The following is a 25308-nucleotide window of genomic DNA, read 5'->3' on the forward strand; positions in this document are numbered from 1 at the left end:
GATCAAGGTAATGATTCTACGAAATTGGTAAGTCCTTTTAAGCCACCTTCAATTTCTTCCCAAGATTTTACGCAATTGATGCGGACATAGTTTTCACCCATTTGTCCAAAGGATGCCCCTGGGATAATGGCCACTTGTTGTTCTTCCAGCAGTCTGTCGCAGAACTCATCTGATGAAATGCCGGTAGCAGAAATATCTACCCAAGCATAAAAACCACCCTCCGGAGTATAGCAACTAAGGCCTTCAATTTTATCGATTTCTTCTGTGAAATAGACCACCTTTTTTTCCCATTCAAGCCAATAGTCCAATACTTCATCTTTTGGAGGTTGCGAATAGGCGGCTATGCCACCGGCCTGCGCAAAAGAATTCACACAGGTTATCAGGTGTTGCTGTAATTTGGACATCTGTCTTATCTTTTCAGGATTGGCATAGGCAAAACCCAATCGCCAACCGCCCATGGAGAAGCTTTTGGTGAGGCTCATCAAGGTGATGGTGTGTTTGTCCATACCTTGAAGGGTGGCAAGGTTGAGGTGTTTTTTACCTCCCCATACGGTCCTTTCATAGGGTTCGTCGGTAATGACCACCAAATTGTGTTTTTTGGCGACATACGCTATTTCTTCCAAATCTTCCAAGGTATGTACCACCCCTGTCGGATTGTGAGGAGTGCAGAAAATAATGGCCTTGGTTTTGGACGTGATGGCCTTTTCAAGCTGTTCGCGCTTCCATCGAAACTTGTTTTCAGGCAAGAGCGGTACGGCGACCGGTACACCACCCAGATAGTTGATGGTCTGTTGGTAACTTACAAAACAGGGGTCTTCCACAATGACCTCGTCACCTGGATTGAGAATAGTCAACAATGAGACCGTAAGACCTTGTTTGCAGCCCATAGTCGCCACAATCTCTGTTTCCGGGTTGGCCTCAATGGCGTTTTCCCTTTTTAACTTTATAGCACAGGCTGCCCGATAAGCGGTCGTGCCCTTGGCCATAGTTTGGTGGGTTTCTCCATTTCGCATTGCCTCAATGGCAGCATCGAGCACATATTTTGGGGTGTGCTCAAAGGCCCTTCCTGCTGAAAAATCAAAAACTTTATCACCATTTTCTCGAATAGACTGGGCTTTGTCCGCTATGCGAACTGTAGCTGACGTTGCTGAATTTAAAACTCTTTTTGATAAGACCATATTCTTCTTTTAAAGACAAACGGTGGATGATGGCCACCGTTTGTCCTCTTAAAATAACTAACTCAAATAATTGCTAATCGTTCTATTTTATTCCTATTTCTATGGCATCTATAAATGCTAATTCGGAACCACTATTTGTCCCGATTTGAATGACAAGACTACCAGTTTTAATATTGGAAACAAAAGCATCAAAAGTAAACCAGTCATCAATAATGATATTGCCCGTGCCATCAGGTGCGTCTGTCATTAACTCATCAACTTCATTAGATCTGAAGGACAGAAGGAGCTCGTCACCATCCGCTGTTCTCCAGAACACATCGAACTCATCACTTGTTTCCCAACTGGCATCAACAAAGTATGTTGAAAGTCTTATTTTTAAAAACTCGACCCCAGCAGGAATGGTAACTTCGTCAAATACAATTTCTGCAAGCCCATCGGCATCAGAGGTTACATACGCTTGTGCGCTATCTTTAAAAAATCCAATATTCCATTCATCAGGTTCATTCACGACATTGGTCACACCAAAAAACAGACCATCGTCTTCACCACCCTCTTCTCCAGGTATATAAGACATGTCAAAACCCATTTCTCCGCCTACTGAAACATAATCTACTGCGTTTAATCTATTCCCTTCACCATCATCCAATACATTTATTTGTTCAACACCGTCTTGTGCAGCGTAATTATTGATGGTTCCTGCTAAGGGTTCTTCAAAACTTGTGTATGCGATGGTTTCCAGATTTAAGGTTTGGTCTGCTATGGTAAGCGTGTAGGGAACTGTTTCTGTGCCCAACAATAACCCACCAGAAGCTTCTGTTAAATTGAGCGTAACGGTTTTGGTATCGACAGCTTCTGTCTTTAATGGAATGATCTGTAACGAGACCGTGTTTTGGCCGGTACTGACCGATACTTCGATGGAACCTGAGGAACCATCTGGCACTGTGGTATAATCTTGTCCATATACGGCACCAGAGGATATTTCGAATGTTAATGTACCTGATTCCGTTAGTGTGTTTCCAATGGATACGGGGACAAAGACCCCATCGGATTCATCTTCAAAAATCTCGACAGTACTTGCACTCAAAGGTATGGCCGCAAAAAATTGGTTTTTAGGAAATACCTCGTTTACATCGTCATTATCACATGATATAAATACTACCAAAAAGAGTAGAACGGCTACAAGCAACCCAAGATGGTCATATTTTGATTTGGCTATTTTAATAGTGTCCATTGTAGTAAATTTTAAATACGTTGTTTTAATATCCCTCATTTTGATTCAGATTAGGATTGCCATTGAGTTCTGCTTGCGGTATGGGCCACGCATATAGGTCTGAAGGATAGGTGATGGTACAGATTTCTGCAGAACAATCGTTTCTGGTAAAACCTCTTTGCAATCTTTTAAGGTCAAATAATCTATTGCCTTCATAAGCAAGCTCTTTTCTTCTTTCGGTTATGATATCTTCTATCAATTGATCTCCCGAAGAAACTATGGCAGAGGCATTTGCCCTTGCCGTAATTTGATTGACCAGGTTGCGTGCCAATGTTTCCTGCCCGTTTCTTGCCTCGATTTCGGCTTTCATCAAAACCAATTCGGTAAGCCGTATGACGGAGAAAGGAGTGTCGTCGGGTGCGGCACCAAACTCTCCGGGATACTTAAAGACATGTTGGTCGGTATTTTCAATTTTATACCAGTTAAGCCTGATATCCCCTGCTTCATATAGATTAAAAAGATCGTTCGGAATGGCATGGGCAGCATTACCGTTGTTAGAAGTGTAGATGTCAATGATGGATCTGTTCGTAGTGGTAGCCGCACCAGCTTCATTGACATAAACCTGAAAAATACTCTCTTGCTGAACTATTGCCGGACCTGCCCATTCATTGATGAACTCCAATTGCCCAAGTCCTGCAGATTCGTAAAAGCCGGTGGTATAATTTTCAATAAGGCTATAACCTCCTTGGTTGATAACGGTATTGGCATCTGAGAGGGCAGCAGCGTAATCGGTGACATAGAAATGCATTTTGGCACGTAGGCTCAAGCTCGAAAAATAATCCAAAAAATAAAAGCGTTCGCCTTCTCTGGAAATTACGTTTCCATTTTGCAAGATAGCTATGGCCTCATCCATTTCAGAAAAAATGAAATCGAATACTTCACCTACTGAATTACGGGTCGGTTTGTTATCGATACCTGTTTCTGTCACTATTGGAACGCCAGGGTGCGACTGATCACTGGTTGCATTAAAATCTTGTGCAAACAGCTGAACCAGACAGAAATGGGCATACGCCCTTATAACTTTGGCCTCTGCCATTACTTGTGCTTTTACATCATCGGTGATATCAGAAGGCTTGTCTATATTTTCTAAAATGGCGTTCACATTATTGATCAAAATATAGGCGTCTTGCCAAAGCAGCGTAGTGGTACTTGCGTTGAGGTTCAATAAATAGGCATGTGGAAGCCTATCTGAATTTGCCCCTGCCGATTCCCTATCCGATGGAATCTTTCCATTATCAGAAGCGGCATCACCTATTACTGCAAAATCAGTTCCATAGATCCCTTTTAGTTTTAGGAAAGTGTATGCGCCGTTCAATGCTATGAGAATACCTTCTTGGGTCTCAAAAACACTTGATGAGGCTACGGCGGTTTCTGGCTCTACATCTAAATAGTCATCACAGCCCAATAGTACTAGAGCTGATATTAAGAATATAGCTTTGTATTTAAATATCGTTTTCATTGTTCTGCAATTTAAAATGATAGGTTAGCACTAAAAGTTATGGTACGAGGTACAGGATATTGTACGGAATCCGAGTCTGTAAACCTTGGATCAAAACCTGGGAAATCACTATGTGTCCACAAATTTTGTCCAGTAAGTCTAAATGAGATATTGCTCATGCCCAAGTTAGCGACCACTTTTTGGGGTAAAGTATAACCCAAACTTATGTTTTGTAATCGTATATATGAATTGTCATATAGGTATCGGGTGCTTTGAAATCCTCCGTTGGGATTGTTAATGATGGCTCTAGGTACATCGGTAATGTCACCTGGCTGCTGCCACCGGTTCAGGGCAATGGCCCATTGGTTTGCCGAAAAATTGGCACCGTCGGTGTTCAGTTCTTCACCAAGGTCAAAATACCCATCGGAGCCATAACTGTAAAAGAACATAAACGATAGTAAAATGCCGTTATAGTCGAAAGTATTGGTGATACTGCCATAGGTGTCAGGAGTTCTCTGCCCAACAACAACCCTGCTTTCATCACTATCATAGTCGGGAGTGGAATTGCCGTCTGCATCCAAATAAAGGGCATCACCCGTTGCGGGGTCCACACCATTATAGCGCTGTAGGTACCAGTTGTCAGACCTACCGCCCTCTTGCCAAATACTTGTATTAAATATTACCTCGTCAGGAATACTTGTGATTTCTTGATCATAAAAAGCGACATTGGCATCTGTCCTCCAATAAAAATCATCGTTCCTTAAAATGTAGGCATTCAACGAAACTTCGTAACCGGTATTCAATAGTTCTGCATCTGAATTTACCGTTTGTGAACCAAATCCGGAAGTCAATGAAAGGGGGATATTAAAGAGAAGGTCCAAGGAGTTTCTTCGAAAATAATCTACGCTACCGCTCAACCTATTGTTGAATAGGCCAAAGTCAAGACCTACATCTAATTGTTCGTTCTTTTCCCATTGCAATAAGGGGTTTGCAGGGCTTCTTACAGCGGCACCACCCAGTACATCGGACGGGCCAATGGCATTATCGACTCCCAATCGGTATAGATCTCTCCAAAGAAAATTATCGATATTTCCGTCATCATTAAGAAGCGTATAGTTGCCTGAGGTGCCATAACTGGCTCTAAGCTTTAGGTTGTTTACGATTTCTGAATTTTTGAAAAGATCATCCGTTAAAACGTAACTGAGCCCTACGGCACCAAATGTCCCCCATCTATTGGCCTCACCAAAATTTGAAGCCCCATCGGTACGTAACGAGCCTTCAATAAACAGTTTGTCTTTGTATGCATATTTTAACCTTCCAAAAAAGCCAGCTAGATTAAGACCATCAAAGCCCGAATTTATGTCGTCAGGAGTAATGTCTCCTATGGCAAGTCCTACATCATTCAAATTGGCAAAAACAAAGTCACGTGTTGCTATGGATAGGGAACTAAATCGTTCTCGAGTAGTTTCAAATCCGGATTTCAGTTCAAATTCGTGGTCATCGCCAATAGTGGTGTTGTATGCCAAAGACCCGATAAAATTGAATGTGTTACCACTAGCTCTATTCTCAAAAGCATTGCCTCCTTCGGTCTCTGCCAAATACAGTTTTCCAATTTTATCTTTGTTGATAGTTGAGAAATAGTAATAGTTGGCCAATATTTCTCCCCTAAGTTTGGGGGTGAAGTTGTAACCCAAATCTAAGTTGGTGTTGAAGCTCCATATTTCTGAAGAGTTTTCATTTAAAACCGCAGTTGCTACGGAATTGTGCTGTGCATTACTGGGAATATCAAAATTGTAACCGGCACCTACAAGGGCTGGATTGGTGTCTTCTGTTGCAAAAATAGGCTCTATGGGCGCAGTATTATATGCTCCTGATAATTGACCGCTTCTACCAGTATCTGAAATCAGATCATTTGAATTTCTGTAGTTGACCTGTATTTTTCCACCAAAGTCAAATTTTTCGTTGGCCTTGTGTTTTAAGTTAAGGGTACCCGTGATTCGTTCAAAATCGGTTCCGACGATACTCCCCGTTTGATCGGTATAACCCAAGGATGAAAAGAACGATGTTTTTTCATTGCCACCACGAACGGAAAAGTCATATTTTTTGTAGGATCCGGCTCTAAAAGCTTCATTGACCCAATCGGTATCAAAAGTCTGGTCAATGGGTAGATAAAATCCTGTTGTTGGGTCATCGGGGTCTATACCGCTGTTGATCATAGCTTCTCGATAATACTCTACATATTCGGTAGCGTTCATGACCCTAAAATCATTTGGGTTGGTATTTTGGGTAAAACCTACCTCAGTATTTATTGTATAGACGGTTTTCTGATTTTTCCCAGTTTTAGTGGTGATCAAAACCACCCCATTGGCAGCCCTTGATCCATAAATGGAGGCTGAACTGGCATCTTTTAACACATTTACACTTTCAATATCACTTGGGTTGAGTTGGGACAGTCCTCCGTTGAACACAGCTCCGTCCACCACAATGAGCGGTTGAACACCGGCCGAAAGCGAACCAATGCCCCTAATCAATAAACCAGCCCCCTCGCCTGGTTGGCCAGAACCTTGCAAAACCTGAAGCCCAGGAGCCAAACCCTGAAGCGAATTGGTCAAATTTGCCTGAGGCTGTTCAGTAATTTTCTCACTTTTTACGGAGACCAATGCTCCGGTCAGTGCTTTTTTGGTAGAAGTACCGTAGGCGACTACGACCACTTCGTCAAGTTCGTTCAAATCTTCTTGTAATGTTACGTTTAGAACACTGGCATTGACCACAATGGTACGGGTGGTGTATCCTAGGTAGCTAAAGGTCAGGGTGTCTCCTTGATTTGCGCTGATGGAATATTTGCCATCAAAATCTGTAGTGGTGCCTGCAGTAGAACCCTCTAGTAATACTGTTACACCAAATAAAGGTATTTGATCTTCGTCGGTAACTGTGCCTTGCACTAATTGGGCTTGCACAGCCAACGAAAACAAACCCAATAATAACAGGGATAGTTTTAATTTCATGATTGATTTTAAGTTGTTGTTAGAGTTGATGGCAAATATTTGAAAATCTGTACGATATCAATCTTAAATTTTGAAAAAAGAAAATTATTTCAGAAATTTTCAGAAAAATGTAAAATGGATTATACCAATAAACAAGCGGCAGATCTTATAGCACAGAGCATTCTGCTTTTAAAATCCCTTAAAATCACACAGCAAGAAATAGAGTTGCGCTTAAATTACACTTCGCTGAGTAAGGCTAAAAACTTTGACCGATATCCTCAAGTAATTATTGAAAAGAAAACAAGGGTTGAATTGCTCCAGAATCTTTTTGCAGAGTTTGGTTTACAATTTAACGAGGAGTTCAACAGGGTTGAGGTGATCAATGGCGAACCTGCGGAGACCACCCTTTCCGATGTCCAATACTACATCATGCACTATTATGCTTTTGCAAGGGGTATAGTTGATAGGGCATTGGTCCAAATAGTAAATCGCAGAAAAGTAATTATGGATTATAGAATTCCAGAACATTGGGAGGGTACTTATAATGTCATCGAGAACTATACCTTTATTGAAATGACAAAAATGGGATATACCACACCAGTAAAAAAATTATTGTCATTATTCTCAGGGACGATGAAGTATGGCCACAAATATTTGCTTGGCACATATTCTACGGTAAAAAAAGATGGTTTCCCTGCTGCAGGTCGTGTGATTTTAGAAAAAGTTAGTGATGAAGGTCAAGCCAATAAAGCATTGGCTCAAGATAGCGATTATAGAATTGTAAGTTATCTCAAAGACAACGTATATATTACAAAGCTGTTCACTCCTAACAATCTTAATGAAATTGTGTCCACACATCACAATCATTACCTAAAACTTGTGGGGAGCTATAAGTTTATCATGCCAGCAAAGAATGACACATGGAATATCAATGACCTTATCATAAGCCGCGATTTCACCGCTCAATTTGAATTTAACGATGTGATATTCAATGGGTATGTGAATTTTATCAACATCAATGTATTAAACATCATATTTACGAGAAAGAATCAAGACAGTGCATCTATTCGAAAACAAGTATTGACATTGGATGTCAACGTACGTAAAACATCTACTAAGCATATCTTCACCTGTACTGCCTCTAGCCCAATAATACATGGGGTGCCCAGTTCTTTTTCAGCATATATTATACTGTCCGAAAATTTCAAGAAAAGCTATGTAAATAGCTTAGAACGGAATCTGTTCTTGGGGGAACCGCTTGATTAATCTCATCATAAACTGCAAAATGGTAAGATTTTAAAATAGTCTTCTAAAGTGTTTTGTCAATTTATTTCACAATCAATCTATTAACGTATCATTTTTTTACTTTCTATAAAGTGATTTAAACCTTCCCTTTTTTGTTTTTCAACCTTTTTGATTCCTATCACAATGAAAGAGAAGCAATGGTAACACTTAAAAATGCTTTACCAGTGTTAATATCAATCCTCCTTGGTGAATCAAAAGACAATATCATGGACCTAAATCAGCTTCCTATAGTATTCATTTGCGCTTTCAGCCCCTTATTCATAGGACCTCAAAGATTCATTATATGTTTAAAAAGATATTTAACTATGTAAAGGAGGGAAGAATAGACAAAATGATTTAAAGTTACAGCAAAAAATGTTTGACCACCCCTTAAAAAGGGATTAAGTAACCCAATACTGTTTTAATTTGAAAGCTAATCTAAAGGTGTTTGAGACCTACAATTCGAAACATTATTTCCTTCACTTTTGGTAAAATTAATATCAAAGAATCCAAATTTGTTACTGCATCCAGCTGCTTTTTGTCATAAATAAAAACAGTCTATTAAGGGATCGATTACACAAAACACTTAAAAAGACCAGAAATTGGACTCTTAAAAAGTTAAATATGTATTGTTATCAGTTAGAGCTTAAAACACCTCTTTCACAGAACTCCTTGCACTTTTTCACCTTAAGAAACTTATAATTTTCTAATTCATTCAGTTTAATACATATATGTAAACGAGAGTTATGATTACAATTTTACCACTTATTATATAACTAAAAGGTTATTCACCAAATATTTTGCACATCCCAATTTCTAGTTTGACATAATGCCCCACTCTGCATCTGTGGTGAGATAATGGATGTCAACCGCCAGCCGATAGTTCTGGTCATAATTGGGTACAGTAAAATGGCCGAAACAAATCCTTATAATACCCTTGAACAAAAGTCAATTGTACAATTTTAATAATATCCCGATGACTGAAACCAATCGATATCGTAAGTCCTGTAAACGGTTTGTTATGATTTAAAATGTTAAAAATCTAGAAAAGTCAACCTAAGTTTATTGTTTAATCCAGGTTTTTTGACCCTTAGCGGAACCATATTGTGAATTGCTTATCGGATTTCAATAAATTGAAGATAATCAGAGTTTTTGGATACCACAATATACTCTTTGTCAACAATTTTAATCCTGGACATATCTTTTACATCTCCCGAAGCATAAAAACCACTGTTTATTGCTAATACGGGAAGAAAATCACCTTTGCCATCTCCTTTTAACAAAAGGCCGTTGCTAGCATCATTTCTGGGTGTTTCCACTTCAGAATTGTACAGATTGCCAACTATAAGGGCGTCCAAATTATCATCTTGGTCAAAATCATCAATAAGAATCTGGTTAATAGAAGAAATTTGCGCAAGATTTGGCAATTTATTTTTTACAAATTTTCCTTTTTTGTTTTCCAAATAAATGCTTGAAAATGATTTTACTTGGTAATGTAATGAGTTTTCCAAAACTTCCTCGGTGTAAATATCCTCCAAGGTTGCTTGTGAATAGGATTCATAATTCTTGAACTTTTTCTTTATTGCTGGTATCTGTTGGGATGAACATTCTCTTCCGCGAACTGGAAATTGCTCCCCCTCACTGAAATAACTCAGCACTATATCATTGGTATTGTTATTGTCAAAATCATTGAAGTAAATGTCAAAGGTTTCTTCTTCATTAGCTTTATACTTAAAGTTTTTGCCTAAGTTTCCGATAATATAATCCATATCGCCATCCCTGTCAAAATCACCATCTTTAATACTGAACCACCATCCATTTGTATCATCTAACCCCAATGCTGGGGAAATATTTGAGAAATAACCCCCATTATTTTTAAGAATGGTTATCGGCATCCATTCCCCAACAACAATAAGGTCCGTCCATCCATCATTGTCAAAATCTGTCCAAAGACCATCTGTGACCATCCCTAACTTTTTAAGTTCAGGAGCCAGTTTTTCCGTTGCATCGACAAATTGAATCTTATCACCTTTACTTATGTTCTCCAATAGATAACTATTTGCAGGAGATGGATAATTTCCAGGAATAAGACGACCACCAACAAAAAGGTCTAAATCTCCATCCTTGTCAAAGTCAAAACTATGAACTCTTGAACTGCTTGTGGTCATTTCTGGAAGCGCAAAAACTTCCTTTTGAAAATTACCACTGCCATCGTTAATGTAAAGCCTATCCTGAAGTTGTTTGGAGTTTGGTAAAAATTCATTCCCCCCACTAGAGATATAGATATCCTTATCACCATCATTTTCAACATCAAAAATATGGATTCCAATATCTTCCGAACCACTATCCAAAGCAAAAACTTCTGTGTCAGATTTAACGAAACCACCATCTTTGTTTTGGAAAAACAGAACTGTGGTATTTTGTGCCGCAGCTGCTATTACTAAATCATCTGTACCATCATTATTTAAATCACCAATGCCAATGCCAGGTCCCAATTTTGAAGTTTGATGTGGTAAAAGGATTTCTTTATTAAAATCATCATAATAATTTTCAACATGTTTGTGGAGTATTGAAATGCTTGAATCTTGTACAGTAGAAAAAATCCTATTTGATTTTTCATTTTCTCTTTTGTTCAATGCAATTGCCTCATTGTATCTAACTTCCTTGAAAGAATTGATTCTGGGTGCTATAATGGATTGTATTTTTTCATCGGGCCAAACTATTCTTATCGAATCTATCTTTTCTTTCTTGCCCAATCCAAAATGCAATCTTGGAGCTATGGAAGATTGAAATCCCCTTGTTAATGTCATCTCTTCCAACTGCGTTGACCCATCAGTATATACATACGCTTTCACCCCAATACCAAAGTGGTTATCAGTTATGCCTCTAAAATGCAATGTAATGTGGTTATTGGTTTCCGAGCTCTTATTTTCAAAAATCGAGGCATAATCATCAATATTGTTGGTCACAATTTCTAAATCACCATCGTTATCCAAATCTACATAGACGCTACCATTGGAGAAGCCTTTGTATTGAATGCCCCAATCTTTGTTTTTTCTTTCAAATGTGAGATCGCCATTATTTTTGAAAACAAAATTGTCAATTTTTTCAGAAGGAAAGGCGAGGTTCCACTTTAGCAAACTATCATTGTTATTAATCTTTTTTTCGAGCGTTTTCAAGTAGTCTTTATTGTTGATTTCCCTTCGTGTGCCATTGGTGATAAAAACGTCTTTAAAACCGTCATTGTCTAAATCTGCCAACAACGGTCCCCAACTCCAATCTGTGGAAGAAATGCCTGCCAACCTCGAGACATTGCTAAAATCAGGAGTATTCCCATTGATCACCCCATTGTTCAACTGTAGGGTATTGTGCATGTATTGATATTGGAAACCTGCGTTCACGTTCACCCAAAACAAGTTTGGGTTCATACTTGCCATATTAGCCTTTGCACGCCTATTATCAGCAGCATCCATATCGACTTGAAGAATGTCCAAAAAACCATCATTGTTGAAATCAGCAATATCGACCCCCATACCAAAATGTGATGTGTGTTTTGTGGCTTTTTTGATGATGTTTGAAAATGTTCCGTCCTTATTGTTTTGATATAGAAAGTCGGGAGAACTAAAATCGTTGGAAACATATAGGTCGGGCCAACCATCATTGTTCAAGTCACCAACTGTGGCACTGAGTGATAAGCCAAAAGATTTCAGACCTGCCTCTTTGGTAACATCTGAAAAAGTGTTGTCCCCATTGTTTCGAAGTAGTTTATCCGTTTCAATGTTTTTTGGAGCGTTCATCTTGAACAAATAGTAATTGGTAGGGGCATTGAACGATGTTGAAGGATAATTGGCTATATAGACATCTAAATCACCATCTTTATCATAATCAAAAAAAGTACTTTGAATACTATTTCCATTTTCCGCCAAACCAAATTCTTTGGCACTTTCAATAAACGTATTATCGCCTTTATTGATAAAAAGTTGGTTTTCTTTGGGCTCGAATTTGCCCGCAACGGAACAATAAATATCTAAATAACCGTCATTATTTACATCTGCCATGGTGCTGCCAGTGTACCATCGCGAGTCTCCAGTGACATGGGCTGAAATGGTAATATCCTCAAACCGTAAATTACCTTTGTTAAGGTAGAGTTTGTTTTCCACCATATTGCCAGTAAAATACAAATCAATCAAACCATCATTGTTGATATCACCTGCGGAAACCCCTCCACCCAAGTAGAGATATGGATAGGTAAAGTAATTAAGGGAATCATTTTCAACGAGAGAATTGGAAAACTTGATATTGGTATGTCTTTCACTTAAAGGTTCAAATATTTTTTTTGACCAGTCAGTTTTGGTACAAGCATAAAAACATACAACTAGTATAATGCACAAAAGGCTTTTTATCAATCTTTCCATCCTTAATTTGTTTTACATAAAAGTAAAAAACAGGGATGAAAATCCCTGTTTTTATCAACTCAAACTAGAACTAAACTTAAAAAAACTAATATGTGTTTTGCGTTAAAGCACCAAATGACAAATCTATCGCTTCTTGCGGTAACGGGTAGATTCCTCTAGTTGCTGGAAAAGTAACGCCGTTTAGGTATGATCTAAACTGTGGACGTGATGTGTAACCATCTAAAACTTCTTTGGCAATACCTCTTCGCACTAAATCAAAAAATCGACGTCCTTCCATGGCAGTTTCCAAGCGATATTCCATTATTACAGCATTCATGGCGAACGTTGCATCTGGGAAGCCTCCGTTGTCTGCATATAGACCTATGGCATAATTAGCAGCATTGGTAACTCCATCATTTTCCTTTACCCAGGTATCAGGATCCATGTTTCTTTGCCTTACTTGGTCAACCAATGTAACGGCTGTGTTTAAATCACTTTCTGAAACGGCTATTTCAGCTCTCCATAACAATATTTCGGAATAACGGATAAGGTTTGTCTGAATAACACTGATATTCTGTCCCCACGCACCGGCTACTCTTGCCAAACCATCTTCTGATTCTGCCCATAACAATTTTTTACTGTAGTATGGGCCCCCAGCAGCTGGGTCGCGTGACCAAGCCAGCATGAAATCTCCACGATCAAACAATGGAATACCTGGTCTGGCTACCGTCCAATCCAATCTAGGATCGAGATTTCTGGTTTCTTCAGCAAAAACGGATGTACCGGCATCCCCATCTTCAACAGGTGTTTCGCTATTTGGATTGCTAGGATCAACATTGGCCACATAATTCGCTGGGTCCGATGGGGGTATAGTCAATGGCAAGCCATTGGCATCCGTTAAATATGCATTGACGAGATCATGCGTTGGCTGATAGAAGCCACAACACCCGAAAGGGCTCTGGTCATGGGGGTAGTTCAATTCGTCACCTTGGTTTCCATTATCTTGACTGGCACCTGAACCATCATTCACTGCATATTGTACTGCAAAAACAGTCTCACTATTGTTATTGAATGCAAAGTTAAAATTTTGATGGAAACTGGGCATTAAACTATAAGGTCCGTTGTCAATGATATCTTGTAAAAGTGGTTTTGCGGCGGCATAATCCAATTGGTACATATGCACTTTTGCTAAATATGCTTTGGCATTCCATTGATTCGCGCCACCAAAACGTGTACTTTCCACATCAAGGTTGTCTATGGCAAATTGAAAGTCAGCCTCAATATTTGGATAGATGTCCGTATTATTAGTAGGAGTTTCGGTTATGGTTTCGTCAATGTAAGGTACATTGCCAAAAGTCATTCTTAATTGAAAATGATAGAACCCCCTTAAAAACCGTAACTCTGCCAAAAATGCATTGGCAGCCATTGGAGTAAGAGCTTCAGATTCCAATCCTTCAGCTACTACCCCTATAGCAGCATTGGAACGCGCTATTCCTTCATAAAGACCTCTCCATCTTAGTCTTACATATTCATTATTAGCAGCGACATCATAAATTTCCATTTGGGTAATTTCTGACTGGTCTCCTGGGGTACTTCCTTTAAAAGCGTCATCCGAGCCACAACCTCCAAATGTCCAGTTAGAAGCTGCCGATTCTCTTCTCATTTCAAGTCCTGCATAAGCGCCCACTGTCAATTGTTCCGCCAATGCTGCAGTAGCAACAATTTCGTCTGCAGAAGTTGCCGAAAGGGGAACGTCAAGTTCATCTTTACATGATCCTATGCTTAATACTAAAGCAAAGAACAATAATTGTTTCAATAGATTTTTCATAATTTTTTTTTTAAAATGAAGCGTTAATTCCAAAAATAATTGACCTGTTTATTGGGTAGACACCAGTATCTACACCTAAGGTTAAGTTGGTCCCTGGATTTGTTCTGTCTGGAGCGCTAAGCTCTGGAGCACCAACTGATCCTTCAAAATTCCTTAAACTTATCTCTGGATCTAAACCTGTGTAGTCGGTCAATGTAATTAGGTTCTTACCTTGTAAGTATAACCTGAACTTACTAAGCCCTAGTTTTTCAGCCACAGCTTCTGGCAATGAATAACCCACAACAATATTCTTCATTCTCAAATAAGAACCATCTTCTACATAATAAGTTGAGGCCTGGGCCTCACGGTTAATTATTGCAGCATCAGAAGTGACAGCAGGCAACCCTATTTCGTTTACATAGTTTACACTACGTCCTCCAGCAAATTTGTTGAAATCCGTAAAGAACTTATTAAAGTTATAGATATCATTACCCTGCGACCCTTGTAACAGCATTGAAAAATCAAAATCCTTGAACGTGCCGTTGAAGGTAAGTCCATAAGTGAAATCTGGATGAGGGTTACCTATAACTCCTCTAGCAGGGTCTCCATTTTCATCTTCAAGAAAAGTGACCCTTCCGTTTTCAATACCAGTCCAAGTAACCCCAAAAAAGGATGATAAGGGATGCCCTGCTAATGTTCTTGTAGGGTTTTGATCTCTTATACGGTCTCCATCAATGAAACTGTCTGGGTTTTCAGGATCCAAAAATGACACTTCATTTTTATAGGCCGAAACATTAAGCCCAATATTAAACTGGAACGGATTATCTGATCGGTAGTTATCATAAGCTACAGAAGCATCAAACCCATTATTGGTCATTTCACCTAAATTTGCAGGCACTGAATTTATTTCACCAAGCACAGTCGGATCTCCAGGCACATTTAATAGCATATCTTTTGTCGTAGCACTGTAATAATCAAAATTGAAATTAACAGCATTCGCCAATCGTGATGTTATACCAATATTCAAACTTTCGGTAGTTTCCCAAGTAATATCTGGATTTCCCCTTAGAGAGATTCCTAAACCGGTAGCTGATGATGTGGTTCCTGTGGCATAATTATAATTGCCAACATCAGGGCCTAATGTAGTTGATCTGGCATCCGTTCTAATGTTACCATTATTAGCTACCTCACCATAACCCACTTTCAACAACAAATCTGTAAAAACACCTGAGTCTTGCAGAAAATCTTCATTGCTGATTCTCCACCCAACACTTCCTGAGGGAAAAACACCACTGTTAACACCATCATTAAACAAAGAAGTTTCATCTCGTCTTACGGTAGCTGTCAATAAATACTTGTCCTTTATCTTGACATCTGCTTTTCCGAACACAGAAAAATAAGTTGCCGTACCACCAATACCAAATCCACCAAAATTTCCACTTGCATTATCTAAAAATCTTAATTCTGGAGCAAATGCTGCAAAATCGGTTCTATTGACAGTGGCACTTCTGAAAATATTCTTGTTAAATTCCGTTCCGGCCAATACATTCAATTCAATGTCATCACTGATAGATTTAGAATAGTTCAGTGTATTGAACCATGTATAGGTGTTGGAAGAATCATTGCGTTCTGATAAGAAAGTGGAAGTATCAAATATTTCTCCTTCAAGCTGTGGTGGTTGAAAATAAATTTGATTAAAGGATAATATGTCAAAACCTAGGTTGCTCTTAAAAGTCAGTCCCTCAATTATGTCAAATTCCCCATACACGTTACCAAGTGCTCTAAAACTTTGATTGTTATTATCTTTATTTCTATCTGCAATAGCTATTGGATTATTACCATTCCCCAATCCACCGACTCCAGACCCAGCAAAATTGCCTCCAACGTCCCTTACCGGAATTAATGGATTCATTCTAAATAAACTGACAATAGTACCATTGTTCACATCTGATCCTGGAGGTGTAATCTGATCTGAAAAAGAAACGGTAATATTTTCGCCCATTCTAAACCTATCAGTAACATCAAAAGTTGAATTTGCACGTAATGTATATCTGGTGAAACGCGATTCAATCCCAACACCATCTTGATCTAATACACTCATTGATGCAAAAAAGTTGGAATTTTCCGTTCCTGCAGAAGCACTTATATTATAGCTCTGCGTAATGGCGGCATCAAAATATTCATCAAACCAATCGGTACCCTGTGGGTTAGCTCTGGTAAAAGAGGTTGATCTTGAGCTAGCATCATACAAGCTTTCATCAACTGAAGCTGCTGCTTGAGGAATTAAAAAGTTTGGCAAAACAGGAGAAGTCCCCGCACCAAACTGAGGGTTACTGGGCGCCCCACCCGAATTTGTAAATTCTCTAAAAACACTTTCTGCCACCTGTTGCGGACTTGCCAATTCAGGAAATGCAGAGCTGGGAATAAAATCCACCCCTACATATGCATTAGAGCTAAATGTCAATTTTGAATTCTTCCTTCCGCCTTTGGTAGTAACAATGATAACCCCGTTTGCCGCTCTGTTTCCGTAAATCGCAGCTGAGGAGGCATCCTTTAGAATCTGAATGGATTTAATGTCATTAGGGTTAATGTCGTTAAGTCCAGCACCAGTAGGTGTACCATCTATAATATATAAAGGATCATTACCGTTTATGGTACCAAACCCTCTAATTCTTACGGCAGCAGATCCACCAGGACCACCCTGACTTCCAACTACAACACCTGACGCTTGACCTTGCAAGGCTTGTTCTAAACCAGTAGGTGCCGTTGCTTCCAAGTTTTCAGATTGGATTGTGGAAACCGAACCAGTAATATCCCGAGTACTTTGTGCGGAATAACCGGTAATTACGACTTCATCCAATTGATTGGCATCCTCTTGAAGGACAACATTAATTATGCTACTGTTGCCAACTGCTATTTCTTGAGAGAGAAAACCCACATAGCTTATTACAAGTGTAGCATTAGAGCTTACATTTATAGAATAATTTCCATCAAAGTCCGATTGAGTCCCATTTGAAGTTCCTTTTTCAACAATACTTGCACCAGGAAGGACTGCTCCCGAGGCATCTGAAACAGTTCCACTAACCGTCGCTTGAAACACTGTTTTCAAAATTGACATTTTTGCTGTTTTGTGATTACCCCAAGATGTCTGAGCAAACAAGACCATAGCAATCGTTAAAAAAACCACATTTAGGGATATCCTAAGAATTTGAGGTTTTTTCAACGATTTACTCGTGAATTTTCGATTCATAATTTAAATATTAGTTAGTTAATAGTTTTCAATGCAGATTACACAATTGGAATTTTGATAAGTTGTAATCTTTAATTGTTAAACAAATATATTGGAATGTCATCCATAAGGATTATCTTATTTTATCATATAGTGATCAAATTTATAATTTAATGTTAAAAAATAATTGATCTCTTAAAATTGCATATCAATAAATATTGATTTCTAACTTTTGGCCGTATTGAGTGCTGAGATAAATCCAATATTATAAGAAGTGACCCGGTCAAGATAATTAATTCACAAAGCAATGATTTAATTTTGTCGCAGTATTTGTAGTATTTCTATAAGCGCCCTGCTATTATGGTATGGACATTTCCATGGGCCAATTTTATTTTCCTCTAGGTAAGGTTTCCCATTTCGATCTATTCTAAAAAACCATTCACCATGTTCTTGGTCAATGATATGCTGCGATATGAATGTCCAAATTTGTTTGCATATATTTAAACAACTTGGGTCATTGGTAATTCTCCAATTATATAGTAACCCCACCATTGCTTCTGCTTGTGGCCACCAATGCCTATCCGTATCTATTTCTAGCGTTTCAGGATCTTTTGAGTTAATGACACCAAATTCAGCATCAAGAGCTTCGTTAATAAAAGTTTTGGTGACTTTTACCATCAACTCCTTAGTTTGTTCTACAAGTTCCGTATTCTCCAGTATTTTTGACCCATGCAGCATTAGCCAAACAGCCTCAATATCATGACCAAAGGATATTTCCATTGACAGTTTTTTCCACTCTCTTGTAAAAAATAATTTCATGTGGTTGTTGTGCTCAAAAATTCTTCCATGAAAAAGTTTTAGCAAATTGATGAGAGCGTTTTCCACTTCTAAATTCCCTGTCATTTCAAACAGAACAGTATATGCTTCAAGGATGTGTAAATGTGTATTTGTTGTTTTGGGTGCATTTAAATCCTTTTCACTTAACCTCATATCTGCGACAGAGCCCCATTGACGGTCAAAAGCTTCGATATATCCGCCGTTAACCTTGTCATATGCCTTGTCTTCTATAAGTCTAAACAATTCCAGAGCCCAAAGTAGGGCTTTAGGGTTTTTAGAGTATCTATAATATTCGGAAAGAGCGTAAATACAGAATGCCTGTGCATAAACCTGCTTCCTAGTTTCTATTGGGCTCCCTAAATGATCTAACTCCCAAAATACCCCCCCAAATTCATAATCTTTAAAATTATTAAGTAAATAATCAAATGCACGTTCACATTCACCATCATAGCGTGAATCTTTGTAAAAGTTGCAAGCTCTTGAAAAGGTCCAAAGTATTCTTGTGTTTAGAATGACACTTTTGGGAGCTTTGCTTACCCTATTGTTGAAACTATCGACTTTCCCTATAAAACCACCGTAAAGGTCATCTTTAGAATGTTTTTGCCAATAGTTCAAAATAGATCGAAGCTCTTCACTTATTTCGTTTTGAAACAAAAGCAATTCTTTGTTTTGAACTATTTCATCCATTTATGATCGTTGATAATACCCTTGGTTCCTGTCAATTAGATTCAGAATGTTTTGGACAGAACCAGCAGAGGTCTCACCATCAGGAGGTGTGTTTTTGCAATAATCCAAAAGGGTGTCCAAACTTGTTTTAGCGACATGGGTTCGCGTATCTGAAGACGCATAGTATATAAAAATATCTTCATTCTCATCCATTACCCATCCATTGGCGAAAAGTACATTTCCTACATCACCAATTATTTCATCATCGCTTGGCGCCATGAGATAGCCTCCAGGTTGAAATGTAATTTTCGAAATATCGTTTAAATCTGTGACGAACATATACAATACATACCGTAGTCCAGCTGCTGTGTTACGGACACCATGTGCCAAATGCAGCCATCCTTCAGAAGTTTTTAAAGGAGATGGGCCTTGACCGTTTTTTAATTCATATACGGTATGATACTTTTTAGGGTTTAAAATCAACTCGTCTTTGACAACAGGATTTGTAATATCATCAATATACCCAAGGCCTATTCCACCACCAGATCCAGTGTCAATAAAACCGTCTTGAGGTCTGGTATAAACAACATATCTTCCGTTTACCAATTCAGGGTGAATGGTTACGTTGCGTTGTTGACTGGAACTGGAAATTAAGTCTGGAAGTCTTTCCCAGGTAATTAAGTCTTTACTCCTAATGATTCCGGCATTGGCAACTGCAGCCGAAGTATCTCCATCGGGTGCATTTAGGTCTTTTCTTTCGGTGCAGAAAAACCCATAAACATAACCATCTTCATGCAGGGTTAGACGCATGTCGTAGACATTTGTATCCGGCTTTCTGTTTTGTGGAAGTACCATAGGCCTATCCCAAAATTTGAAGTTATCAATTCCTGTATCGCTTTCAGCGAATGCGAAAAAAGATTTTCTATCTTTTCCCTCCACTCTTACGCACAAAACATATTTGTTGTTCCATTTTATGGCACCAGCATTAAAAGCGGCATTTATTCCAATACGTTCCATTACTTTTGGGTTGGTATGGGAGGATAAATCATAACGCCAATGCAGAGGGGTATGATCCGCGGTAATTATAGGATGTTTAAATTTTGTATATATTCCATTAGAATCGGTATCTGGAAGATTCTTTCTGGATATCAATCTATCGTATTTTTCAAATAGTTTTGAAAATAGGTCTGATTTTTTGGAAATGGTGTTGGTTTTCATTTTCTATGATATACTGTTACTGTTATTTTTCCTTGTTGTCAAATCTCTATTGATATCCAGCATGAGTTTGTCATCTAGTCGATAAAAAATTAAAAAAAATGCGGATAGCAACGCTCCTGCTGCGGGCAAGAAGCTCATCATTAATCGAATCCCTGTTTTTGTGGCCTCAGTTTGGATCGTATTTGCCTCAAAGCCATAAAATGCAAGTATCCAACCGGTAAGAGCTCCCCCGAGCGTCCAACCCATTTTTTGGGACATAGACGACGATGAGAAAATCAATCCGGTTGCCCTTCTACCAGTTTCCCATTCAGAAAAGTCAGCGATATCAGCATACATGGACCAAAGCAACGGGAAGATAATCCCCGCGCAGATACTTATCAAAATTTGAAAAGCAAAGATTAAAATCGTATCCGATTCCCCCAAAAAGAAAAAAATACAGCTAAGAAAAGACGCAAGTAGCATCGCACCAATAAAAGTATTTTTCTTTCCGATTTTATCTGAAACGGGTTTTGCCAAAATAACCCCTAAAATATTAGCCGCCTGTCCCAACACAAGATATAAAGTGCTAAATGTTATTGCTATTTCTAAAACCGGGAGCAGGAACGCATCCTGATTTTCAAAATAATATTTGAAATAATAAATAGCCGACCCGTCTCGGATAGAATTAAAAATCAAAGAACAGACACCAGCTGCTAATAAGACAAACCAAGGTTTGTTTTTTGCGAGGTTTTTCAAATCTTTTTTTATCGCCGTTTTTTGATCTCTTGGAGGTCGAATTCTCTCTTTTGTAAGATAAAAAGTACCTAAAAAGAACCCCGTTGCGATAAGAGCATAAACAATCATGGTGTATTGCCATGCTTGCTGTTTATCATTGGAATCACTTATAGTGGTAAAATAATCTATCAATGGTTCTGCAGTGGCCAAAACTAAGATGCTACCAGCAAAAGCAAAGATGAACCGGTATGATGCCAAAGAGGTTCTGTCCTTTAAATTAGAGGTCATAACACCCATTAACGAAGCGTAAGGGACGTTGATTGCGGTATAAACAATCATCATTAAACAATAGGTGACGTATGCATAAATGATCTTGCCAGAGGTTGAAAATTGAGGAGTAGTGAATGTAAGTACCCCAAAAATTCCAAAAGGTATAGCAACCCATAGTAAGTATGGTCTAAATTTTCCCCAAACTGTATTTGTTTTATCCGCTATGATTCCCATTATGGGGTCATTGATTCCGTCAAAAATTCTAGTGACCAAAAACATAGTCCCCACTGCAGCTGCGGATATGCCAAAAATATCGGTATAAAAGAAAAGAAGGTATACTCCGAACATCTTCCAAAACATGGAAGATGCAAAATCGCCAAATCCATATCCAATTTTTTCCTTAAGCTTCAGTTTTTCCATTCTCTCTAAATATCGGTTATCTTATTTTATTCATTTCCTGTAAAAAAAAGACGTGGGGCAACCTTTTAAATTTTACAAAATCCTCACTGCTTAATTGCCCGATAAAAGGAGCAAAATAATGATCCACTGAAGCATTCCTCCATACCAAAACCCATGACAGACCCTTATTTGAAACATTTTTATCCAAAACCTCTGTCCACCAATCTGCAATGTTTACGCCCTCCAAGCCACTTTCTGTAAGCGCAAAAGGCATTTTTTTTTCTTTCGCAATCACCCCAAGCATCCCTAGATTATCATTTAGAAGTTCAATATAATCCTCAGTTGCTTTCTTGTGGTATAAGTCTATCCCAAGCATATCAACATAGTCATCTCCAGGATAGTACTTCAAGTATTCGGATTTGTTCTCCACGGCATCGGTAGAATAACAATAAATAAGATTATGCACACCATAATTTTTAGTAAGAATATCAAATGTTTCTCTCCACAGTTGTCTAAACTCATTGGGAGTGCAACTCTTGCTGCCCCACCAAAACCAGGTGCCGTTCATTTCATGATACGGCCTAAACACAAGGGGTATGGGCTTTCCTGATTTTGTTTTTAAGGAGTTTAAGAAACTAGCAAGTTTATTTAGCCAACCTTTGTATTTTGGGCTTAATATCCCTTCTTCTAAGATATTGTGAACTGTGGTTGTGGGATCCCAAGCACTGTCCAGAGTTGTTGGATTATTAGGGTGCCAACTGATTGTTACTATTCCGCCTTTTTCATATGAAACCCTTATTAAATTAGCCATTAACTCGAAATTGACCGTGTCAAGATTTTGAGTGTGCCCTAACTCAAGATGCCCTAGTTCAAAACCATAAACACCAGGAAAATCTCCTGCAACTTCATTAACATCGCTTTTTTCTTGAGCACCATCATTTTTCCATCCAATTCCGTAAGCTGTTGCATCTTGATGACCAAAAGCATATCCGGTTTTGGAAACTTCCTTAATTCGCGCCATAAGATATCCCACCTCCTTATCCGCATTTTTATCAGAAAGTTCAATATGTTCGGAAGATGACCTAAGCGCACTTTTACATGACATAAAAGTATACAGTAGTAATACTATATAAACATATGATTGAAAAATAGATGCTTTAAGCTGATAGTTCTTAAGGCCAATTTTATTCATAAATGTATATAATTGATAAAATAATTGATTAAATATTACTTTTTATTAAAAAATTTGCTTCTCTTATTAAAAATAAAGAATGTTCAAAAATAGATTACATTTACATTTATTCTCAATACTATTTTATCATTTAATCATATGATTGCTACTATGTCACATGTCTTTCAAAAACCGCATCGAGAAATAATTCAAATGTCCCCCAAAGACAGTTTTCTAGTTTTTGATCGTACCAAGGAACTCTTTGACTATCCCATGCACTATCACCCAGAATATGAGTTAAACTTTATTAGTGATGCACCTGGTGTAAGAAGAGCGGTTGGGGACAGCCTAGAAGAGATAACCGATAAAGATCTAGTATTGATAGGGCCTAATCTTTACCATGTATGGGAGCAACACAAATGCAAGAGCAAAAAAATACGTGAAATTACCATTCAATTTCACAATCACCTATTTCAAACAGAATTTTTGAATAGAGGAATTATGAAACCCCTAAAGGAAATGTTTGAAAGAGCCAACCACGGCATCATATTTTCTAGAAATACTTCTTTGGCCTTGGAGTCCAGAATAAAAAAAGTATCAAAACTGGATAGTATGGATTATTTTTTGGAAATTTTTTCCATTTTATATGATCTTTCTATTTCTAGGAACCAACGTATGCTATCTACTACGTCGGTAGAGCCAGAAAATTATGAACATAGTGAAAAACTAAAACGATTGCACCAATTTATAGAAAATAATTATGCATCTAAAATTTCACTTTCTGGTATATCTGACTTATTGAATATGAGCACAGTTTCATTTAATAGATTTATTAAAAAGAGAACTGGAAAAACTTTTGTGGAATATCTAAATGATATAAGAATTGGTCACGCCTCGCGACAACTCATAGAAAAAGATAAAAGTATATCTGAGATAGCCTATAGCTGCGGGTTTAACAGTATTGCTAATTTCAATCGAATTTTTAAAAAAAATAAGGGATGTACGCCAACCAAGTATCGTGAGGATTTTCTTGGAATTCAACGGGTCTTATAAAACTTTAGTATTATCATTTAATTTCAATTTCAGGTCGCTTTTTGTCAAAATCTTAGCGTTTCCCCAAGGGGGTTTCCAAATTTTATATTTTTATGGAAGTATTTCAAAACTATAATCAAAATGATTTTTTTTCAAACGAATACTAAATATAGGTTTTCAATCTTATTATTGTTGCTTTCAACAATGGGTACCACCCAAAGTAGAGCTCAAGAAATTGGAGTTCAGCTCTATAGCCTAAGAAATCAGTTCGCAGAAAGTGTTCCTCAAACGCTGAAATTAATTAAAAAGTGGGGAATAACCACTATTGAAGGTGGTGAAAACACGTATGGGCTAGAACAGCAGTATTTCATTGAATTGCTTAAAAAAAACAATTTAAAGACCATTAGCGTGGGCACCAATCAAGAAGAGCTAGATGATAACCCTCATGCTGTAGTCCTTAGAGCCAAAGCTTTTGGTGCAAAATATGCGATGTGCCCTTGGATTAAGCACAAAAGAAATGACTTTACCATTAAGGATGTAAAAAAAGCTGTAGCTATTTTTAACATTGCTGGAAAATTGTTAAAAGAGAATGGCATCAACTTGGTTTACCATATTCACGGTTACGAGTTTCAACCATATAATAATGGAACCTTATTTGATTATATGGTAGAAAACTCCAAAAATTTCGATTTCGAAATGGATGTTTTTTGGGTACAACATGGAGGTGAAAATCCATTGAAATTATTGCGGAAATATCCTACAAAATTTAAATTAATACATTTAAAGGATATGAAAAAAGGCACCGTTGGCGACAATACGGGTGGTGCACCTGATCACACCAACGTCGCTCTGGGGACTGGTTTAATTGACATAAAGGCCATAGTCTTGAAAGCACAGGAATTGGGTATTAAGCACATGTTCATTGAAGATGAATCTAAAAATGTAAAAAAACAGATTCCAGAAAGTCTGGAATACGTAAAAGCAATTCTAAAATAATTTTTAGATAGCTGGCTCAAATACTTTAAACTACCCGTATTAACCGGCAATACTGCAGAGATTGTCAATTTCATGGTCACTATCGGCAATGTGAGTAACCGCGGTTTAAGAACAAAAACATCATCAAAGGTTTTGGAGAAGGTCCAGTGGCGGAAAATACTTCCATAACTTTTTCGTTAATGGTATACATATCTGGTGAAAACCTGGAAAGAAAATGAATATCAAGACTCCTGGAAATTTGGTCGTAAGGTGGTTGAATTCCGTTACGCCATTTATACCATAGGCGGCTGTTGAATACCCCACACTTTTGAATACCTCGGCTATTGTGGCAATCTCCAGATTAATTTTCTCGCCACCTGCTGAAATAGGAAAGACCCCTAATCTAGGATGATATTGTCGTGGTGGCTTAAATTGGTTCACA

The 25308-nt window shown here is 38.1% G+C and carries 15 protein-coding genes; 3 read left to right on the top strand and 12 right to left on the bottom strand.

What is annotated here, in order from left to right; translation table 11 throughout:
* Window positions 1-2: 2 nt before the first annotated feature.
* From LV704_RS02285 to LV704_RS02300, 4 genes are all read right to left on the bottom strand, one after another.
* Complete coding sequence (locus tag LV704_RS02285) at window positions 3-1178, bottom strand: pyridoxal phosphate-dependent aminotransferase (protein WP_163423710.1); 1176 nt, start codon at window positions 1176-1178, stop codon at window positions 3-5.
* An 82-nt stretch (window positions 1179-1260) separates the two neighbouring features.
* Window positions 1261-2409: a hypothetical protein gene (locus tag LV704_RS02290; protein ID WP_163423709.1), complete on the bottom strand. Its 1149-nt coding sequence runs from the start codon at window positions 2407-2409 to the stop codon at window positions 1261-1263.
* Between the two features lie 25 nt (window positions 2410-2434).
* Window positions 2435-3907 (bottom strand): RagB/SusD family nutrient uptake outer membrane protein, encoded by a 1473-nt coding sequence (locus LV704_RS02295; RefSeq protein ID WP_163423708.1) that lies wholly within the window; start codon window positions 3905-3907, stop codon window positions 2435-2437.
* A gap of 11 nt (window positions 3908-3918) precedes the next feature.
* Window positions 3919-6891, bottom strand: coding sequence for a TonB-dependent receptor (locus LV704_RS02300; RefSeq protein WP_163423707.1), 2973 nt, complete (start codon window positions 6889-6891; stop codon window positions 3919-3921).
* A gap of 114 nt (window positions 6892-7005) precedes the next feature.
* On the opposite strand from LV704_RS02300, the gene LV704_RS02305 reads away from it, so the two are divergent.
* On the top strand, window positions 7006-8136 hold the full coding sequence (locus LV704_RS02305; protein WP_163423706.1) for a hypothetical protein: 1131 nt from the start codon (window positions 7006-7008) through the stop codon (window positions 8134-8136).
* Between the two features lie 1133 nt (window positions 8137-9269).
* Here LV704_RS02305 and LV704_RS02310 read toward each other — a convergent pair.
* The 7 genes from LV704_RS02310 to LV704_RS02340 all read right to left on the bottom strand — a co-directional run bounded on the left by LV704_RS02310 (window position 9270) and on the right by LV704_RS02340 (window position 22880).
* Entirely contained in the window at window positions 9270-12569 is a 3300-nt protein-coding gene (locus LV704_RS02310; protein ID WP_163423705.1) for a VCBS repeat-containing protein, read from the bottom strand.
* Window positions 12570-12654: 85 nt separating this feature from the next.
* Window positions 12655-14376: a RagB/SusD family nutrient uptake outer membrane protein gene (locus tag LV704_RS02315; RefSeq protein ID WP_163423704.1), complete on the bottom strand. Its 1722-nt coding sequence runs from the start codon at window positions 14374-14376 to the stop codon at window positions 12655-12657.
* Window positions 14377-14386: 10 nt separating this feature from the next.
* Complete coding sequence (locus tag LV704_RS02320; protein ID WP_163423703.1) at window positions 14387-17473, bottom strand: SusC/RagA family TonB-linked outer membrane protein; 3087 nt, start codon at window positions 17471-17473, stop codon at window positions 14387-14389.
* Window positions 17474-17896: 423 nt separating this feature from the next.
* Window positions 17897-19108 (bottom strand): AGE family epimerase/isomerase, encoded by a 1212-nt coding sequence (locus LV704_RS02325; protein ID WP_163423702.1) that lies wholly within the window; start codon window positions 19106-19108, stop codon window positions 17897-17899.
* Window positions 19109-20305: a glycosidase gene (locus LV704_RS02330; protein WP_163423701.1), complete on the bottom strand. Its 1197-nt coding sequence runs from the start codon at window positions 20303-20305 to the stop codon at window positions 19109-19111.
* Between the two features lie 3 nt (window positions 20306-20308).
* A complete protein-coding gene (locus LV704_RS02335) occupies window positions 20309-21709 on the bottom strand; it encodes an MFS transporter (protein ID WP_163423700.1) in 1401 nt (466 codons plus the stop codon).
* A gap of 16 nt (window positions 21710-21725) precedes the next feature.
* Window positions 21726-22880: a glycoside hydrolase family 26 protein gene (locus LV704_RS02340; protein WP_163423699.1), complete on the bottom strand. Its 1155-nt coding sequence runs from the start codon at window positions 22878-22880 to the stop codon at window positions 21726-21728.
* Window positions 22881-23072: 192 nt separating this feature from the next.
* Here LV704_RS02340 and LV704_RS02345 point away from each other — a divergent pair, with 192 nt between their 5' ends.
* Both LV704_RS02345 and LV704_RS02350 read left to right on the top strand, forming a co-directional pair.
* Complete coding sequence (locus LV704_RS02345) at window positions 23073-23912, top strand: AraC family transcriptional regulator (RefSeq protein WP_163423698.1); 840 nt, start codon at window positions 23073-23075, stop codon at window positions 23910-23912.
* A 183-nt stretch (window positions 23913-24095) separates the two neighbouring features.
* The gene (locus LV704_RS02350; RefSeq protein WP_233782124.1) at window positions 24096-24887 is read left to right on the top strand and encodes a sugar phosphate isomerase/epimerase; all 792 of its coding nucleotides are present in this window, start codon (window positions 24096-24098) and stop codon (window positions 24885-24887) included.
* 123 nt (window positions 24888-25010) lie between these two features.
* On the opposite strand, the gene LV704_RS02355 is transcribed toward LV704_RS02350, so the two are convergent.
* Window positions 25011-25307 (bottom strand): hypothetical protein, encoded by a 297-nt coding sequence (locus tag LV704_RS02355; RefSeq protein WP_163423696.1) that lies wholly within the window; start codon window positions 25305-25307, stop codon window positions 25011-25013.
* Between the last annotated feature and the right edge of the window lies 1 nt (window position 25308).

Source organism: Flagellimonas sp. CMM7 (assembly GCF_021390195.1).
Classification (GTDB): domain Bacteria; phylum Bacteroidota; class Bacteroidia; order Flavobacteriales; family Flavobacteriaceae; genus Flagellimonas.

Bases quoted from the DNA above. Each gene is read 5' to 3' on its own strand.
- LV704_RS02300 (WP_163423707.1), bottom strand. From the start codon at position 6,891: ATGAAATTAAAACTATCCCTGTTATTATTGGGTTTGTTTTCGTTGGCT.
- LV704_RS02285 (WP_163423710.1), bottom strand. From the start codon at position 1,178: ATGGTCTTATCAAAAAGAGTTTTAAATTCAGCAACGTCAGCTACAGTT.
- LV704_RS02320 (WP_163423703.1), bottom strand. From the start codon at position 17,473: ATGTCAATTTTGAAAACAGTGTTTCAAGCGACGGTTAGTGGAACTGTT.
- LV704_RS02310 (WP_163423705.1), bottom strand. From the start codon at position 12,569: ATGGAAAGATTGATAAAAAGCCTTTTGTGCATTATACTAGTTGTATGT.
- LV704_RS02345 (WP_163423698.1), top strand. From the start codon at position 23,073: ATGTCCCCCAAAGACAGTTTTCTAGTTTTTGATCGTACCAAGGAACTC.
- LV704_RS02290 (WP_163423709.1), bottom strand. From the start codon at position 2,409: ATGGACACTATTAAAATAGCCAAATCAAAATATGACCATCTTGGGTTG.
- LV704_RS02325 (WP_163423702.1), bottom strand. From the start codon at position 19,108: ATGGATGAAATAGTTCAAAACAAAGAATTGCTTTTGTTTCAAAACGAA.
- LV704_RS02350 (WP_233782124.1), top strand. From the start codon at position 24,096: ATGGGTACCACCCAAAGTAGAGCTCAAGAAATTGGAGTTCAGCTCTAT.
- LV704_RS02330 (WP_163423701.1), bottom strand. From the start codon at position 20,305: ATGAAAACCAACACCATTTCCAAAAAATCAGACCTATTTTCAAAACTA.
- LV704_RS02315 (WP_163423704.1), bottom strand. From the start codon at position 14,376: ATGAAAAATCTATTGAAACAATTATTGTTCTTTGCTTTAGTATTAAGC.
- LV704_RS02335 (WP_163423700.1), bottom strand. From the start codon at position 21,709: ATGGAAAAACTGAAGCTTAAGGAAAAAATTGGATATGGATTTGGCGAT.
- LV704_RS02305 (WP_163423706.1), top strand. From the start codon at position 7,006: ATGGATTATACCAATAAACAAGCGGCAGATCTTATAGCACAGAGCATT.
- LV704_RS02295 (WP_163423708.1), bottom strand. From the start codon at position 3,907: ATGAAAACGATATTTAAATACAAAGCTATATTCTTAATATCAGCTCTA.
- LV704_RS02340 (WP_163423699.1), bottom strand. From the start codon at position 22,880: ATGAATAAAATTGGCCTTAAGAACTATCAGCTTAAAGCATCTATTTTT.